Annotated in this window: 12 protein-coding genes; 4 read left to right on the forward strand and 8 right to left on the reverse strand. The window is 71.4% G+C overall.

Annotated features, from left to right (window positions below; translation table 11 throughout):
- Window positions 1-717 (reverse strand): NAD(P)H-hydrate dehydratase (locus tag ACI3KX_RS17140; RefSeq protein WP_404910470.1); only part of this gene is annotated, 717 nt, incomplete at its 3' end.
- Between the two features lie 41 nt (window positions 718-758).
- Between ACI3KX_RS17140 and ACI3KX_RS17145 the strand changes: the two genes are divergently transcribed.
- On the forward strand, window positions 759-1,823 hold the full coding sequence (locus ACI3KX_RS17145; protein ID WP_404910471.1) for an NADH:flavin oxidoreductase/NADH oxidase: 1,065 nt from the start codon (window positions 759-761) through the stop codon (window positions 1,821-1,823).
- Between the two features lie 158 nt (window positions 1,824-1,981).
- Here ACI3KX_RS17145 and ACI3KX_RS17150 read toward each other — a convergent pair whose 3' ends face one another.
- The 3 genes from ACI3KX_RS17150 to ACI3KX_RS17160 form a co-directional block, all read right to left on the reverse strand.
- On the reverse strand, window positions 1,982-3,040 hold the full coding sequence (locus ACI3KX_RS17150; protein ID WP_404910472.1) for a hemolysin family protein: 1,059 nt from the start codon (window positions 3,038-3,040) through the stop codon (window positions 1,982-1,984).
- Window positions 3,037-4,368, reverse strand: coding sequence for a hemolysin family protein (locus ACI3KX_RS17155; RefSeq protein WP_404910473.1), 1,332 nt, complete (start codon window positions 4,366-4,368; stop codon window positions 3,037-3,039). Before ACI3KX_RS17155 ends, ACI3KX_RS17150 begins: the two co-directional genes overlap by 4 nt.
- A gap of 209 nt (window positions 4,369-4,577) precedes the next feature.
- Window positions 4,578-6,035, reverse strand: coding sequence for a GuaB1 family IMP dehydrogenase-related protein (locus tag ACI3KX_RS17160; RefSeq protein WP_349426843.1), 1,458 nt, complete (start codon window positions 6,033-6,035; stop codon window positions 4,578-4,580).
- Between the two features lie 178 nt (window positions 6,036-6,213).
- Here ACI3KX_RS17160 and ACI3KX_RS17165 point away from each other — a divergent pair, with 178 nt between their 5' ends.
- Window positions 6,214-9,936 (forward strand): multifunctional oxoglutarate decarboxylase/oxoglutarate dehydrogenase thiamine pyrophosphate-binding subunit/dihydrolipoyllysine-residue succinyltransferase subunit, encoded by a 3,723-nt coding sequence (locus ACI3KX_RS17165; RefSeq protein WP_404910474.1) that lies wholly within the window; start codon window positions 6,214-6,216, stop codon window positions 9,934-9,936.
- A gap of 309 nt (window positions 9,937-10,245) precedes the next feature.
- Here the strand turns inward: ACI3KX_RS17165 and ACI3KX_RS17170 are convergent, their stop codons facing one another.
- A complete protein-coding gene (locus ACI3KX_RS17170; RefSeq protein WP_404910475.1) occupies window positions 10,246-11,805 on the reverse strand; it encodes a glycerol-3-phosphate dehydrogenase/oxidase in 1,560 nt (519 codons plus the stop codon).
- On the reverse strand, window positions 11,802-12,389 hold the full coding sequence (locus tag ACI3KX_RS17175; RefSeq protein WP_404910476.1) for a TetR/AcrR family transcriptional regulator: 588 nt from the start codon (window positions 12,387-12,389) through the stop codon (window positions 11,802-11,804). Before ACI3KX_RS17175 ends, ACI3KX_RS17170 begins: the two co-directional genes overlap by 4 nt.
- 34 nt (window positions 12,390-12,423) lie before the next feature.
- Here ACI3KX_RS17175 and ACI3KX_RS17180 point away from each other — a divergent pair, with 34 nt between their 5' ends.
- On the forward strand, window positions 12,424-14,088 hold the full coding sequence (locus ACI3KX_RS17180) for an FAD-binding oxidoreductase (protein ID WP_404910477.1): 1,665 nt from the start codon (window positions 12,424-12,426) through the stop codon (window positions 14,086-14,088).
- Window positions 14,085-14,990, forward strand: coding sequence for a diacylglycerol kinase (locus ACI3KX_RS17185; RefSeq protein WP_404910478.1), 906 nt, complete (start codon window positions 14,085-14,087; stop codon window positions 14,988-14,990). The genes ACI3KX_RS17180 and ACI3KX_RS17185 overlap by 4 nt, the downstream gene beginning before the upstream one ends.
- An 18-nt stretch (window positions 14,991-15,008) precedes the next feature.
- Here the strand turns inward: ACI3KX_RS17185 and ACI3KX_RS17190 are convergent, their stop codons facing one another.
- Complete coding sequence (locus ACI3KX_RS17190; RefSeq protein ID WP_349426836.1) at window positions 15,009-15,251, reverse strand: zf-HC2 domain-containing protein; 243 nt, start codon at window positions 15,249-15,251, stop codon at window positions 15,009-15,011.
- Window positions 15,248-15,856 carry a sigma-70 family RNA polymerase sigma factor gene (locus tag ACI3KX_RS17195; RefSeq protein ID WP_363358234.1) on the reverse strand — a complete coding sequence of 203 codons (609 nt, stop codon included), beginning with the start codon at window positions 15,854-15,856 and terminating at the stop codon, window positions 15,248-15,250. Before ACI3KX_RS17195 ends, ACI3KX_RS17190 begins: the two co-directional genes overlap by 4 nt.
- Window positions 15,857-15,959: the final 103 nt, after the last annotated feature.

Here is a 15,959-nt window from a genome sequence, read left to right on the forward strand (position 1 = left end):
GCACGGGCCCGAGGCAGCGATCGCCGCGAGCCCGGCGGCATCCGTGTGCTCGTCCCGCGCCACCGCGCCGGCGACGAGGGCGCCGATGACCCCGGCGAGCACGTCGCCGGTGCCGGCGGTGGCGAGCCACGGGGTTCCTGACTCGACCGTGGCGGTCCATCCGTCGGGGGCGACCACGACCGTGACGGCGCCCTTGAGCAGCACGACGGCGCCCGTGGCCTCGGCGGTCTCGCGGGCCGCGGCTGCGCGGTCGGCCGGCGCATGGCCGAGACCGAGTGCCGAGCGCAGTCGCGCATGCTCACGGTCGTGCGGCGTGAGGATGCGCGGCGAGGTGGCCTCGGCCGCGAGATCCAGCGCACCCGCGTCGACGACGACCGGATCGGTGTCCGACAGCAGGCTCCGCAGCGCGTCGGTGTCGGCGGCGGTGCGGACCGCGGCATCCGTTCCCGATCCGATCACCCACGCCTGCACCCGCCCGTCGGCCGTCACGGTCTCTGGCCGGCGCGCGAGCACCAGATCGCTCGGGCGGTCGGGGCCGAGGTAGCGCACCATGCCGAGGCCCGTGCGCCAGGCCGCCTCGACGCCCAGCACGGCCGCGCCCGGATACGCCTGGGAGCCCGTTCGCATGCCGAGCACGCCTCGGGAATACTTGTCATCGTCGGCCGTTGGCCTCCGCAGGGCGCGAGCGGTGTCGGCGCGCGTCCACGTCCTCACCATGTGGTCACAGTACCGCGCACCCGATCCGATCCGGAGACCCGATGGCCCGCCTGTTCACCCCTCTCACGCTGCGCGACGTGACGGTGCGCAACCGCCTCTGGGTCTCGCCGATGTGCCAGTACAGCGCGATCGACGGGGTGCCGCAGGAGTGGCATCACACCCACCTCGCGCAGTTCGCATCAGGCGGTGCGGGCCTCATCGTCGCCGAGGCGACCGCAGTGTCGCCGGAGGGCCGGATCTCGCCGCACGACACCGGACTGTGGAACGACGAGCAGCGCGACGCGTGGGCGCCGATCGTCGCCGCGATCCGCAGCCGCGGCGCGGTCGCCGGGGTCCAGCTCGCCCACGCGGGACGCAAGGCGTCGACGTGGTGGCCGTTCTCGGGCCGGCGCGGATCGGTCGCGGCCGACGAGGGCGGCTGGAGCACCGTCGCCCCGTCGGCGATCGCGTTCGACGGCTTCGCCCAGCCGCTCGCTCTCGACCATGCGGGCATCGATCGCATCGTCGCCGATTTCGCGTCCGCCGCACGCCGTGCCGTCGCCGCCGGATTCCAGGTGCTCGAGCTGCACGGGGCCCACGGCTACCTGCTGCACCAGTTCCTGTCCCCGCTGTCGAACCGGCGCGACGACGAGTACGGCGGTTCGCTCGAGAACCGCGCACGGCTGCTGCTGCGGGTGCTCGACGCGGTGACGGATGCCGCTCCCGGCGTTCCCGTGATCGTGCGGTTCTCGGCCACCGACTGGGCCGACGGCGGCTGGGATGCCGACGAGACGGCGACCGTCGCACGCTGGGCGGCGGACCGCGGCGCCGACTTCTTCGACATCTCCAGCGGCGGGCTCGTCGCCCACCAGAAGCTGACGACGGGCCCGGGCTACCAGGTCGAACTCGCCGCACGGGTGCGCCGGGAGGCCGGTGTGCCCGTGAACGCCGTCGGCATGATCGACGACGCGGCCCACGCCGAGCGCGTGCTCGCCGAAGACGCCGCCGACGCCGTGATGGCCGGCCGCGAATGGCTGCGCGACCCGCACTACGGACTGCGCGCGGCCGACGAGCTCGGTGCCGAGATCGACTACTGGCCGAAGCAGTACCTCCGCGCCCGCCGCTGATCCGCCGGCGCTCGGCCGGTTTTGGGGCGCGCCGCGCGCGTTCGGGGCGGACGCCGCACGCCCCACGCGTTCGCGCCGCGCCCCGAACCGCGCAGACCCAAGAAGACGATGAGCGGATGCCGCGGCACAGGGCCGCGGCATCCGCTCGTGGTCGTGGATCAGAAGCCGCGACGACGGGTCGCGTCCTGCACCTCTCCGATGAGCTCCTCGATGATGTCCTCGAGGAACAGCACCGCGGTGATCTCTCCGGCGTCGTCGCGCACCTGGGCGAGGTGACGGCCGGCACGCCGCATGAGAGCGAGCGCATCCTCGAGGTCGGTCGACTCGAGCACGGGCACCATGTGGTGGATGCGCTTGGTCGGGATCGGGCGAGCCACGTCGGTGGCGGCATCCGGCCCCTCGGCCGCTCGCAGGATGTCCTTGAGGTGCACGTAGCCGACCGGCACGCCCGCCTCGTCGACGATCACGTAGCGCGAGAAGCCGTGCTTGGCGACCGCGCGCTCGATCTCGGCAGGGGTCGTGGTCTCGGGGAGCGTCACGAGCTGCGACAGCGGCACCGCGACATCGGCGGCCTTCTTGTCGGTGAACTCCAGCGCGGCCGACACGGTGCCGGCCGTGTCGGCGAGCACCCCCTCGATGCGCGACTGGTTCACGATCGTCGCGACCTCCTCGAGCGTGAAGGTCGAGGCGGCCTCGTCCTTCGGCTCGACGCGGAACAGGCGCACCACGTGGTTGGCGATCCAGTTGAGGCTCACGATGATCGGATGGAACAGCTTCGACACCCACACCAGCGGCGTGGCGAGCATGAGGACGGCGCGATCCGGCACCGAGAACGCGAGGTTCTTGGGCACCATCTCGCCGAAGACGACGTGCAGGTACGACACCAGGACGAGTGCGACCGCGAACGCGACGCCGTCCACGACGGCCTCCGACCAGCCGGTGAGACCCAGCGGCGCGGCAAGGAGGTGGTGGATGGCGGGTTCCGAGACGTTCAGGATCAGCAGCGAGCAGATCGTGATGCCGAGCTGGCTCGTCGCCAGCATGAGCGTCGCGTGCTCCATCGCGTACAGCGCGGTCTTGGCCGACCGCGATCCCTTCTCGGCGAGCGGCTCGATCTGCGAGCGGCGCGCGGAGATGACGGCGAACTCGGCGCCGACGAAGAAGGCGTTGGCGATGAGCAGCACCACCAGCCAGGCGATTCCGGCCCAGTCGCTCATCGGCGAGCACCTGCCTCGATCGCCGCGTCCTCGTGCGGCATCGGAGTCGGCGTGAACCGGACGCGGTCCACGCGTCGTCCTTCCATGCGCTGCACCTCGAGGGCGCCGTCCTCGATCTCGACGGTGTCGCCGGCGACCGGGATGCGTTCGAGCACGCTCATGATGTAGCCGCCCACGGTGTCGTACACGTCGCCCTCGGGGATGCGGATGCCGGTGCGATCGCGCACCTCATCGGGGCGCAGCTCGCCGGGGAAGATGACGGTGTCTTCGACGCGCACGATGCCCGCGCGGCGACGGTCGTGTTCGTCGAGCACCTCGCCGACGATCTCCTCGACGAGGTCTTCGAGAGTGACGACGCCCGCGGTGCCGCCGTACTCGTCGACGACCACGGCCATCTGATAGCCGCGGGCGCGCAGCTCGGACATGAGCACATCGAGGTGGACCGCCTCGGGGAAGCGCAGCGGCTCGGTCGCGAGCGCGGCGGCGGGCACGTCGGCGCGGCGCTCGCGGGGCACGCCCACGGCCGCCTTGAGATGCACGATGCCGGTGATGTCGTCCATGGACTCGCCGTATACCGGGAAGCGGCTGTGCCCGGTGCGTCTGGCCAGCTGGATGACATCCTCGGCGGAGTCGTCGGCGGCGAGCGCGTGGATGCTCGGCCGGGGCGTCATGACGTCGGCTGCCGACAATCGCGCGAAGGTGAGGCTGCGGTCGAGGAGCGAGGCGGTGTCCTCCTCCAGCACGCCCGCACTGGCGGAGCGGCGGACGAGGCTCGACAGCTCCTCGGCCGTCCGCGCACCGGAGAGCTCCTCCTTCGGCTCGATGCCGACCGCGCGCAGCACGCCGTTCGCGCTGCCGTTGAGCACCACGACGGCAGGACGGAACACCGTCGTGAACCCGACTTGGAACGGCATCACGAGCTTGGCGGTCTGCCGCGGGATGGCGAGGGCGAAGTTCTTGGGGACGAGCTCGCCGATGATCATCGAGAACACCGTCGCGATCGAGACGCCGATGATCGCGGCCAGCGGTCGCGAGACGCCGGGCGGGATGCCCCACGCGTCGAATACGGGTGCGAGCAGGTTCGAGATCGCCGGCTCCATCGTGTAACCGGTGAGGAGCGTGGTCAGCGTGATGCCGAGCTGCGCGCTCGAGAGGTGCGTCGACGTGATGCGCAGCGCGCTGATCGTGAGCGAGAGACGGGTCTCACCCGCCTCCTGGCGGGATTCGAGATCAGCACGGTCGAGGTTGACGAGAGCGAACTCGCTCGCCACGAACAGGCCGGTGCCGATCGTGAGCAGAAGCCCCACGCCCAACATGACGTAATCCATCACGCATCACCCCCGATCGAACGGGAGGCGGGTCGGTGGGGCGAGGGTCTGCAACTAGGGGGGTCGTCCATCGTGCCGACAAGTCTACGGCAGGCGTTCCGCAGTCCGACTGGTCGGCTGCCACCCCTCGCCGCCGGGCGCCTGTATGCGTCAGACCGACCGATGAGTCCCCGCGTCGTCCGGCGGAGTGGTTCACCCCGCCGTCGTGTTCACCAGCTGACGGGGAGCGCCTTGCCCTCTTCGTAGCCGGCGGCGGACTGCAGGCCGACGAGGGCGCGGTCACGGAACTCGGCGACGGTCGACGCGCCGGCGTAGGTGAACGACGACCGCACACCCGAGGTGATCATGTCGAGCAGGTCCTCGAGTCCCGGACGCAACGGGTCGAGGTAGATCCTCGACGACGAGATCCCCTCGGCGAATAGCTCCTTGCGGGCGAGCTCGTACGGGTCGAGGCGTCCGAACCGATCGTGGACCGCCTTCGTCGAGGCCATGCCCCACGATTCCTTGTAGGCGCGGCCGGCGTCGTCGACCTGCAGCTCTCCGGGAGCCTCGATGGTGCCGGCGAACCACGAGCCGATCATGACGGATGCCGCGCCCGCGGCCAGCGCGAGCGCCACGTCGCGGGGGTACCGCACGCCGCCGTCCGCCCACACGTGCGCGCCCATCACCCGTGCGGCCTCGGCGGTCTCGAGGACCGCGGAGAACTGGGGCCGGCCCACCGCCGTCATCATGCGGGTCGTGCACATCGCGCCGGGTCCGACGCCGACTTTGAGGATCGTCGCGCCGGCGGTGACCAGGTCGTGCACGCCCTCGGCGGTCACGACGTTGCCGGCGGCGATCGGGATGCCGAGGTCGAGGTCGGCGACGGTGCGCAGCGCCCGCAGCATGCCCTCCTGGTGGCCGTGCGCCGTGTCGACGACGAGCACGTCGACACCGGCCGCGGCCAGCGCCTGCGCCTTCGCCGCGACATCGCCGTTGATCCCGATCGCCGCAGCGACGATCAAGCGTCCCGAGGCGTCGACGGCGGGCCGGTACAGCGTCGAGCGCAGGGCGCTGCGACGCGAGAGCGTGCCGACGAGGTGGCCGTGGTGCAACACGGCCACCGTCTCGGCCTCGGCGGCGACGATGACGTCGAACGCGTGGCGCGCGCCCTCGATGTCGTCGGCGTCGACGGATGCACCCCGCCCGCGAGCGAGATCGCCGAGGCGCGCGTCGGGCAGGGCCGTGCCCAGCCGGGTCGCCGGCACGATGCCGAGGATGTCGTCAGCATCGACGTGTGCCGCGGAGGCGTCGGCCACCACGATGCCGTGCCCGTCGGTGGCGGGGAGCAGCCGCGCGGCGTCGGCGACGGTCGCGTCCGGGGGCAGGACCATGGGCGTGTCCCACTCGACCGGCTGCGCCTTCACCCAGCGGATGGCGGCGTCGAGCTCCTGCAGCGGCATGTCCTGAGGCAGCACGCCGAGTCCGCCGCGGCGTGCGAGCGTGGCAGCCAGGCGGGCGCCGGTGACGGAGTTCATGTTGGCCGACACGAGCGGAAGCGTCGCCGTCGTGCCGTCGCCGGGCGAGAGGTCGACGTCGAGGCGACTGGTGATCGCCGAACGCCGCGGAACGAGGAAGACGTCAGAGTAGGTCAGGTCGACGTCGGGTGTTTCGCCGTAGAACTCCATGAGCGCCAAGGGTAGTGACAGTTCCTGTGCGGATAATCCTGCGGATTCTTTCAGCCTCCGCAGCCGGTGGGGCCGGAACGGCCCGCCCAGACTGGGCTAGGCTTAACCGTCGCGTGTGCGGGCTTTCAGCGCCCCGCGCGCATCCCAGAACTTCACCGATGAAAGCAGGCGATTCAGCGTGTCGAGCCAGGTGACGGGCGTCGGGGTTTCGAACGAGGGAGAGTTCGGAGCCAACGAGTGGCTCGTCGAGGAACTGTACGAACAGTTCAAAATCGACCGGAACTCCGTCGACAAGGCGTGGTGGCCCGTTCTCGAGGCCTACCACCCTGCCGACGGCGCAGCACCGACGGCGCCTTCCGCGCCGGCTCCGGAGACCCCGGCCGCGGGAGCAACCCCGCCGGCGGCATCCGAGGAGCCCCGACCGGTGACCGCCCCGATCCCCGTGATCGGCGCACAGCCGGTGGCGCGCACCACCGCGCGCCCGGCCGCACCGCAGCCGATCCCGGCGCAGGCACCCAAGGCCCAGCCGTCGTCCTCGACCGAGCAGCCCCAGCCGCAGGCCGACGTCGTCACGACGCTCAAGGGCATGCCGAAGACGCTCGCGGCGAACATGGACGAGTCGCTGACGGTTCCGACCGCGACGAGCGTGCGCACCGTGCCGGCCAAGCTGATGATCGACAACCGCATCGTCATCAACAACCACATGTCGCGCACGCGCGGCGGCAAGGTGAGCTTCACGCACCTCATCGGCTGGGCGATCATCCAGGCGCTCAAGGAGTTCCCGAGCCAGAACGTGTTCTACGCCGAGATCGACGGCAAGCCGTCCGTCGTCGCCCCGGCGCACATCAACCTCGGCATCGCGATCGACCTGCCGCGCCCTGACGGCACCCGGGCCCTGCTCGTGCCGAGCATCAAGCGCGCCGAGCAGCTCACGTTCAACGAATACCTCACGACCTACGAGGACCTCGTCGTCCGCGCGCGCGGCAACAAGCTGACCGCCGCGGACTTCCAGGGCACCACGATCTCGCTGACCAACCCCGGCGGCATCGGCACCGTCCACTCGGTGCCGCGCCTCATGAAGGGGCAGGGCTGCATCGTCGGCGCCGGTGCGCTCGAGTACCCCGCCGAGTTCCAGGGCGCGAGCGACAAGACGCTCAACGAGCTCGCGATCGGCAAGACGATCACGCTCACCAGCACGTACGACCACCGCGTCATCCAGGGTGCGGGCTCGGGCGAGTTCCTCAAGAAGGTGCACGAGCTGCTCATCGGCCAGCGCGGCTTCTACGACGACATCTTCGCGGCGCTGCGCATCCCGTACGCCTCGATCCACTGGGCCGCCGACATCAACGTCGACCTCGCCGAGCGCGTCGACAAGACCGCGCGGGTGCAGGAGCTCATCAACTCGTTCCGCGTCCGCGGCCACCTGATGGCCGACACCGACCCGCTCGAGTACGTGCAGCGCACGCACCCCGACCTGGAGATCGAGAACCACGGCCTGACGTTCTGGGACCTCGACCGCGAGTTCGTCACGAACGGGTTCGGCGGTAAGCGTCAGATGAAGCTCCGCGACATCCTCGGTGTGCTGCGCGACTCCTACTGCCGCACGATCGGCATCGAGTACATGCACATCCAGGACCCCGGGCAGCGCGCGTGGTTCCAGGAGAACGTCGAGATCAAGTACCAGAAGCCCGGTCACGACGAGCAGTTGCGCATCCTCGACAAGCTCAACCAGGCCGAGGCGTTCGAGACGTTCCTGCAGACGAAGTACGTCGGGCAGAAGCGCTTCAGCCTCGAAGGCGGCGAGTCGCTGATCCCCCTCCTCGACGAGATCCTGCAGGGTGCGGCCGAGGCCGGCCTCGACGGCGCCGCGATCGGCATGGCCCACCGCGGCCGCCTCAACGTGCTGACCAACATCGCCGGCAAGACCTACGGCCAGGTGTTCCGCGAGTTCGAGGGGTCCGTCGCCATCGGCTCGAAGAGCGGATCGGGCGACGTCAAGTACCACCTCGGCACCGAGGGCACGTTCGTCGCAGACAACAGGTCCGAGCTGCCGGTGTACCTCGCCGCGAACCCCTCGCACCTCGAGACGGTCGACGGAGTGCTCGAGGGCATCGTCCGCGCGAAGCAGGACCGCAAGCCGATCGGCACCTTCACCTGGCTGCCGATCCTCGTGCACGGCGACGCGGCCTTCTCGGGCCAGGGCGTCGTGGTCGAGACTCTGCAGATGTCGCAGCTGCGCGGCTACCGCACGGGCGGCACGGTGCACGTGGTCGTCAACAACCAGGTCGGCTTCACCACGACGCCCACCGACGCGCGCACCTCGGTGTACGCCACCGACGTCGCCAAGACGATCCAGGCGCCGATCTTCCACGTGAACGGCGACGATCCCGAAGCCGTGACGCGGGTCGCCCAGCTGGCTTTCGCCTACCGCGAGCGCTTCCACCGCGATGTCGTCGTCGATCTCGTCTGCTACCGCCGCCGCGGACACAACGAGGGCGACGACCCCTCGATGACGCAGCCGCTCATGACCAACCTCATCGAGGCGAAGCGCTCCGTGCGCCGACTGTACACCGAGGCCCTCGTCGGCCGCGGCGACATCACCGAGGAGGAGTACGAGAAGGCGAAGCAGGACTTCCAGAACCGCCTCGAGATCGCCTTCGCCGAGACCCATGCGGCCGAGACCGGCTCGTCGCCGGTGGTCGTCCCGGAGGCCGCCGCCGCCCAGCCCGCGGCCGGCGAGCCCGACACCACGGGCGTCTCGCGCGAGATGATCAGCCTCATCGGCGACACCTTCGTCAACAAGCCCGAGGGCTTCACGGTCCACAACAAGCTGCAGCAGCTGCTCGACAAGCGCCTCGACATGAGCCGCAACGGCTCGATCGACTGGGGCTTCGGCGAGCTGTTGGCCTTCGGCTCGCTGCTGCTCGAGAAGACCAACGTCCGCCTCGCCGGCCAGGACTCGCGTCGCGGCACGTTCGTGCAGCGGCACGCCGTGCTCCACGACCGCTCCAACGGCCAGGAATGGATCCCGCTCACGAACCTCAGTGAGGACCAGGGCCGGTTCTACGTCTACGACTCGCTGCTCAGCGAGTACGCGGCGATGGCGTTCGAGTACGGCTACTCGGTCGAGCGCGCCGATTCGCTGGTGCTGTGGGAGGCGCAGTTCGGCGACTTCGGCAACGGCGCGCAGTCGGTCGTCGACGAGTTCATCTCGTCGGCGGACCAGAAGTGGGGCCAGCAGTCGAGCGTCGTGCTGCTCCTCCCCCACGGCTACGAGGGTCAGGGCCCCGATCACTCGTCGGCACGCATCGAGCGGTACCTGCAGATGTGCGCGCAGGACAACATGACGGTCGCGCGGCCGTCCACGCCCGCCTCGTACTTCCACCTGCTGCGCCGCCAGGCGTACGCGCGCCCCCGCCGCCCGCTCATCGTGTTCACGCCCAAGGCGATGCTGCGCCTGCGCGGGGCGACGAGCCCGGTCGACGACTTCCTCACCGGCAGGTTCGAGCCGGTGCTCGACGACGACCGCGGCGTCGACAAGTCCGCCGTCAAGCGCGTGCTGCTGCACGCCGGCAAGATCCACTGGGATCTGCGCGCCGAGCTGGAGAAGAACCCGAACCCGGCGATCGCGCTCGTCCGCCTGGAGCAGTACTACCCGGCCCCGGTCGAAGAGCTCAACGCCGTCATCGACTCGTACCCGAACGCCGAGCTGGTGTGGGTGCAGGACGAGCCCGAGAACCAGGGTGCGTGGCCGTTCATCGCGCTCGAGGTCGTGAAGCACCTGCGTGGCCGCACCATCAGCCGCGTCTCGCGGGCGTCCGCGGCATCGACGGCGACCGGATCGCCGAAGGTGCACGCCGCCGAGCAGGCCGCCATCATGCAGCAGGCGCTCACGGTCTAGGCCACGAGTTCGCCGATCCGGCCCCGGACGCTCTCCTCCGTGAGGACGCGTCCGGGGCCGGATCGCGTCAGCCCGTGGGCGTCGTCGTCTTCACCTCGACGGTCCTCGCCGCCGTCCTGGGACGGAATCCTGCCAACCCCGGAGCCACTCGACGCCGGTCCGCTGCGAGCAGATGGGTGCGGTCCTCAGCCGAGGAGAAGGGGCACGGTCCTCAGTTGAGGAGCTGCGCCGAGATGCGGACCCCGCCACGGCGTGTCGACCCTCATCTCGGCTCCTGTCCTCAGTTGAGGACCCTCCACGTCGGTGCCGTCAGTCCTCGAGCGGTTCCACGCCCGCGCGGGCGAATGCCGCCGCGGCGGCATCCGTCGAGCCCTCACGGTCCGCCTCGACCAGGCCCAGTCGCGTGCGCCGGTCGAGGAGGTCGGAGATGCTGAGCGCACCCTCGACGGCGACGCCCCACTGAAGCTCCTGCGGCGTCACGCCGCACGCCGCCCCCGGCCCCTCGGGCAGCGACGCCGCGTACGGCGCCTCGGCACCGAAGCGGCGCACGAGGCGCGGTGGCGCGGCGATCTCACCCAGCCGAGGTCGCGGCCACGCCCCCACGAGCGGGATCGACCGGGTGGGCGAGGGCCGCGACGGCAGCCCGGGGTCGCGGCGGATGACGGCGTCCACGGCATCCTCCGCCATGCGCCGGTAGGTGGTGAGCTTGCCGCCGACGATGCTGAGCACGCCGGACGACGACTCGATGAGCTCGTGGCGACGCGACAGGTCGCTGGTGTCGTCGTCGTGCTGGCCCGCCAGCAGCGGACGCAGGCCCGCGAAGGTCGCCAGCACATCGGCGCGCTGGAGGGGATCCGCGAGCACGGTGTTGACGGTGCCGAGCAGAGTGTCGATCTCGGGCTCGGTCGCGTGCGCGACCTCCGGGATCGGCCCGTCGGCCGGCACGTCCGTGAGCCCGATGTAGGTGCGGCCGTGCTGCGCCGGGAGGGTGAACACGAAGCGGCTGCTCGATCCCGGGATCGGAACCGTGAGGGAGACGTCCGATCCGCCGAGCCGCTCCGTCGACACCACCAGGTGGGTGCCCCGGCTCGGCCGCAGCCGCACCTGCGGATCCAGGTCGCCCGCCCAGACGCCCGTGGCGCTCACCACCGCTCGGGCGCGGACGTCGACGGTCGCGCCGGTCACCAGATCGCGCAGGGTCGCGGTGCGCCCGGTCGCCGAGAGCGCCTCGACACGCGTGAGGACGGATGCCCCGTACCCGGCGGCCGTCCGCGCGACGGCGACGACCAGCCGGGCATCGTCGATGAGCTGACCGTCCCAGCCCCGCACACCTCCGCGCAGGCCCTCGGCGCGCACGGACGGGGCGATGCGGAGGGTCTCGCCGCGACTGATCGCACCGGGGCCGGGCAGGAGAGCGCCTGGGGTGCCCACCGCGCGGCGGAGCCCGTCGCCCAGTTCGTACCCCAGTCCGATGTAGGCGCCGCGCGACAGATGACCCGGCCCGTGCAGCGGCACGACCTGCGCCAGCGCGCGCGTGAGGTGCGGCGCCGTGCGCGTGAGCAGGATGTGCCGCTCGAGGGCGCTCTCGCGGGCGATGCCGACCTGCCCCGAGGCGAGGTAGCGCAGGCCGCCGTGCACGAGCTTCGAGCTGAAGCGGCTGGTCCCGTGCGCGAGGTCGTGCCGTTCGACCAGGACGGTGCGCAGCCCCCGGCTCGCGGCATCCAGGGCGATCCCCACTCCCGTGATGCCGCCGCCGACGACGAGCAGATCGATCTCGCGAGCGCCGGCGAGCGCGTCGAGTTCCCGCGCACGGCGGGCCGCGGTGAGAGCCGATGCGAGCGGCGTGCGCCCGACGATCCGCGGCGTCATCGGGTCTGCTCGCCGGAGGGTGAGAGGTAGCCGTGCAGCGCGTGCCCGAGCTCGGTGCGCCAGGCGTCGTCCGGCAGCCACTCCGCCACGAGCGGTGCGGACTGCACCGCGGACTGCGCGATGAGCAGCACCATCGCGGCCAGCTGGGCGGAGTCGCCAGGCCGCACATAGCCGGCTCGCTGCCCGGCGGCGATGCGCCGGGCGGTCTCGGCGTGGATGGCCCGCTGGCTCGTGCCGAGCCGGTCGAGGATGTAGTGCGCGAAGAGCTCGGGATCGGTGTCGCGCAGCCGGTCGACGAGTGGCAGCCGGCGCACCCGGTCGGCGGTCTCGACCAACAGAGCGGCGAGTTCATCGAGGTCGGTGCACTCGCGCTCGCCCGCGGGAAGTGCCGCCACGAGCTCTCGCGTGACGAGCGCGGCGAAGACCGCCTGCGCGTCGGGCCAGTAGCGGTACAGCGTCTGCCGTGCGATCCCACAGCGACGGGCGATATCGGATGCCGTCGTCCGGCGGATCCCGTGCGCCAGCACCTCCGCCAGCGCGGCGTCCAGGATCGCGGTCTCCGTGTCGAGCGCTCCATCGGCCATGTGACAACCATACAGAATGTGTCATACTGTCGCCATGGCTGCGACGGCGCACACCGACACTTCGAGCGACCCTGCTCCCCCGCCGCGTCCGCTCGCGATCCCCGCGCCGCGCCCTCGCGGCCGATGGGATGCCTGGGGCGACGAGCCCGCGCGCCTCCCGGCCGCAGCGAAGGCGATCGTCGCGACACTCCTGCCCGGCAAGGCGCATCCGGTGCCGCATCGCGCGGCGCCGGTCCTCGCACCCTCGCAGCTCGCGGACGCCGACCTCGACGCCCTCACGGCGATCGTGGGCAGCGCGCACGCGACGCGCGATGACGCCGTGCGGATGAGTCACCTCGGCGGGAAGAGCACGCCCGACCTGTTGCGCCGCCGCCTCGACGATCCCCAGGCCGCCCCCGACGCCGTCGTCTGCCCTGCCGGTCACGACGAGGTCGGCGCCGTGCTGCGGCTCTGCACGGAGCGCGGGATCGCCGTCGTCCCCTTCGGCGGCGGCACATCGGTCGTCGGCGGGGTCGATCCCGTGCACGGAGCGCACCGCGCCGTGATCGCGCTGGACCTCAGCCGGACCGCTGCCCTCCTCGCGCTCGACGAGGTGTCGCTCCTGGCGACCTTCGGGGCCGGCACGACCGGTCCGCAGGCCGAGGAGCTGCTCGCTGAGCGCGGCTTGACCCTCGGCCACTTCCCGCAGAGCTTCGCGTACGCCTCGCTCGGCGGCTACGCCGCGACGCGGTCGAGCGGCCAGGCCTCGCGCGGCTACGGCCGCTTCGACGACCTCGTTCACGCCCTCCGCGCCGCCACGCCGGCCGGTGATCTCAGCCTCGGCCGCTCCCCCGCCAGCGCCGCCGGCCCCGACCTGCGGCAGCTCCTCCTGGGCTCGGAGGGCGCGTTCGGCGTGCTCACCGAGATCACCGTGCGCGTGAGGCCCACCCCCGCGGCGACCGCGTACCGGGCATGGTCCTTCGCCGACTTCGCGTCCGGATCGGCGGCGTTCCGCGAGGCCACGCAGCGCGGCATCCGTCCCACCGTCCTCCGGCTCAGCGACGAGACCGAGACGCGCGTGAACGCCGCGATGGGCGGCCACCTCACCCGGCTGCGCGGATGCCTGGCCGTCGCGACCTTCGAAGGCACGACGTCAGCGGACGCCGACGCCGCGCGCGATGATCTCGACTCCGTCTTCACCGCACACGGGGCGACGTCGCGCGGCGAGGATCCGGCCCGCTCGTGGGAGCGTGGGCGCTTCGCATCTCCCGCGCTGCGCGACACGCTGATGGACGTCGGCGTCCTCGCCGAAACACTCGAGACGGCGACGACGTGGGCGAACCTGCCGGCGCTCAAGCGCGCCGTCACCGCCGCGCTGACCGAGAGCCTCACCGCGACGGGCACCAAGCCGATCGTGCTGTGCCACATCTCGCACGTGTACCCGGCGGGCGCCTCGCTCTACTTCACCGTGGTCGCGGCGCTCACCGACGACCCGCAGGGCCAGTGGGCGCGGGCGAAGGATGCCGCCTCCCGGGCGATCGGAGAGGCTCAGGGCACCATCACCCACCACCATGCGGTCGGCCGAGACCACCGCCCGTATCTCGAGGCGGAGATCGGCGCGCTCGGCCTCGAGGTGCTCCGCGCGGTGAAGGCCGTCCTCGACCCCGCCGGGATCATGAACCCGGGCACCCTCGTCACCACGCCGGCCGATCCCGCATGAAGGTCGCCCTCCTGGTCAACCCCGCCGCGCGGGCAGGGGCCCACACGGGAGCCGCGACCCAGGCTGCCGAGCGGCTGCGCACCCACGGGGTGCAGACCTCGATCCTCAGCGGCGGGAGCGCGGCGGAATCGTCCGCGCTGCTGCGCGCCGCGATCCAGGTCGGAGTGGATGCCATCGCCGTCGCGGGGGGCGACGGCACCGTGAACCTCGCGATCCAGGAGGTCGCCGGCACCGGGATCCCGCTGGGAATCGTGCCGTCGGGCAGCGGCAACGACTTCGCAGCCACGCTCGGGCTGCGAGAGCTCGACGTCGCCGCGGCCGCCGACGCGATCGCAGGCGGCCGCACGCGCCGCATCGACCTGGCGCGCGTCACGCGCGACGACGGCTCGACCCGGTACTTCGGGTCCGTCCTCGCCAGCGGCTTCGACTCGAAGGTCAACGACCGCGCCAACGCGATGCGGTGGCCGCGAGGCGGCTCCCGGTACAACATCGCGATCCTCGTCGAGTTCCTGACGCTGGCCGGCATCCCGTACGAGGTCGAGCTCGAGCTCGCCGACGGCACCCGGGTGCAGCAGCGCGGCGACCTCGTGATGGCGACGGTGGGAAACGGGCGCACGTATGGCGGCGGCATCCCGATCTGCCCGGACGCCGACCCGGCCGACGGCCTGCTCGATCTCGTGCTGGTCCGTCCCGCCGGCCGCCTGCGTCTGCTGAGACTGCTGCCGCGCGTCTACCGCGGCACGCACGGCACGGTGCCCGAGGTGTCGATCCGGCGGGTGCGCTCGGTGCGGCTCTCGTCGCCGGGCGTGACCGCCTATGCGGACGGAGACCCGATCGGCGCGCTGCCGCTGACGGTCGACGTCGCGCCCGGCGCACTCATGATCTTCACGCCCGCCGGCTGACGGCCGGCGCCAGCGGCGTCAGTGCGCCGCCTGGACCGCCCGGAGCTTCGCCAGCACCTGATCGCGCAGCTCTTCGGGTGCACTCTCCTTGCACGCCCGCGCCACCACTTCGGTGAGGGTGCGCGCCACCAGGGCCTCGTCGCGGCAGCCCGCGCAGTGCTCCAGGTGCTCGGCGATGTCGCTCTGCTCGGTCTTGCAGACCTCGTGGCGCAGGTACTCCTCCAGGTCGCGCCGCGCCTTCTCACAGCCGCAGTCGGTCATTTCGTGCTCCTCGTGGCGGCAGTCGCGATGCCGCGCTCTCTTGCGTAGTCGGCCAGCAGTTCACGAAGCATCCGCCTGCCACGATGCAGACGGCTCATGACCGTGCCGATGGGGGTCTTCATGATGTCGGCGATCTCCTGGTAGGCGAAGCCCTCGACGTCGGCGAGGTACACCGCCAGCCGGAAGTCCTCCGGGATGGACTGCAGCGCGTCCTTCACGACCGACGCGGGCATGTGGTCGATGGCCTCGGCCTCGGCCGAGCGGGTGCTCGACGCGGTGGTCGACTCGGCGCCGCCGAGCTGCCAGTCCTCGAGGTCATCGATCGTGCCCTGGTACGGCTCGCGCTGCTTCTTGCGATACGTGTTGATGTAGGTGTTCGTCAGGATGCGGTACAGCCACGCCTTGAGGTTCGTGCCCTGGGTGAAGGTCTTCCACGACGCGAACGCCTTGACGAAGGTCTCCTGCACCAGGTCTGCCGCGTCCGCGGGGTTGCGAGTCATGCGCATGGCGGCCGCGTACAACTGGTCCATGAAGGGCAGTGCCTGCTCTTCGAACTGCGCACGCGGATCCTGCACCTGGTCCGTCTGGTCGATCGGGTCGCTCATCACGCGCCAGTCTACGGCGGGGGCTTGCACGCCGCCTGGGACCCGCACGACGGGCTCGCTGTGCAACGGCGCCTCGAGATCGAGGCGATCGAGAGTGGCGAAC

The organism is Microbacterium sp. ZW CA_36, from assembly GCF_044987475.1.
Taxonomy (GTDB): domain Bacteria; phylum Actinomycetota; class Actinomycetes; order Actinomycetales; family Microbacteriaceae; genus Microbacterium.

Excerpts from the sequence above, each read along its gene's own strand:
- ACI3KX_RS17190 (WP_349426836.1), bottom strand. The coding sequence starts at position 15,251 with ATGACCGACTGCGGCTGTGAGAAGGCGCGGCGCGACCTGGAGGAGTAC.
- ACI3KX_RS17145 (WP_404910471.1), top strand. The coding sequence starts at position 759 with ATGGCCCGCCTGTTCACCCCTCTCACGCTGCGCGACGTGACGGTGCGC.
- ACI3KX_RS17195 (WP_363358234.1), bottom strand. The coding sequence starts at position 15,856 with ATGAGCGACCCGATCGACCAGACGGACCAGGTGCAGGATCCGCGTGCG.
- ACI3KX_RS17160 (WP_349426843.1), bottom strand. The coding sequence starts at position 6,035 with ATGGAGTTCTACGGCGAAACACCCGACGTCGACCTGACCTACTCTGAC.
- ACI3KX_RS17185 (WP_404910478.1), top strand. The coding sequence starts at position 14,085 with ATGAAGGTCGCCCTCCTGGTCAACCCCGCCGCGCGGGCAGGGGCCCAC.
- ACI3KX_RS17155 (WP_404910473.1), bottom strand. The coding sequence starts at position 4,368 with ATGGATTACGTCATGTTGGGCGTGGGGCTTCTGCTCACGATCGGCACC.
- ACI3KX_RS17175 (WP_404910476.1), bottom strand. The coding sequence starts at position 12,389 with ATGGCCGATGGAGCGCTCGACACGGAGACCGCGATCCTGGACGCCGCG.
- ACI3KX_RS17150 (WP_404910472.1), bottom strand. The coding sequence starts at position 3,040 with ATGAGCGACTGGGCCGGAATCGCCTGGCTGGTGGTGCTGCTCATCGCC.
- ACI3KX_RS17180 (WP_404910477.1), top strand. The coding sequence starts at position 12,424 with ATGGCTGCGACGGCGCACACCGACACTTCGAGCGACCCTGCTCCCCCG.
- ACI3KX_RS17170 (WP_404910475.1), bottom strand. The coding sequence starts at position 11,805 with ATGACGCCGCGGATCGTCGGGCGCACGCCGCTCGCATCGGCTCTCACC.